This window comes from Cedecea sp. B1(4) (assembly GCF_059414925.1).
Map to the genome: position 1 here is coordinate 1 of NZ_JCAHMZ010000374.1, position 224 is coordinate 224.

General features: G+C 52.7%; 1 pseudogene. It reads right to left on the reverse strand.

From position 1 onward, the window contains the following. Positions 1-224 (reverse strand): annotated as a pseudogene (ugpQ, locus tag ACR6JA_RS23360) (glycerophosphodiester phosphodiesterase); the annotation flags it as partial.

Sequence of the window (224 nt, forward strand, 5' to 3'; positions counted from 1 at the left end):
CACAGTAACCGGGTCGACAGTTCCTGCCAGTCAACACGCCATACATCCAGCAGCAGACCGCGAGGCAGTTCTGGGGCCGCAAGCTGTGCGGCATCAAGAGCCTAAATCTCAAAATAAGAAATCAGCGGTACGGATTGCAAGGCCCATAGATCACGAGAAGCCATCGCAAACACTATGCAGGATTCGATTTCCAGACCGGTGGTTGTCTTGATCTCAATGTTGGC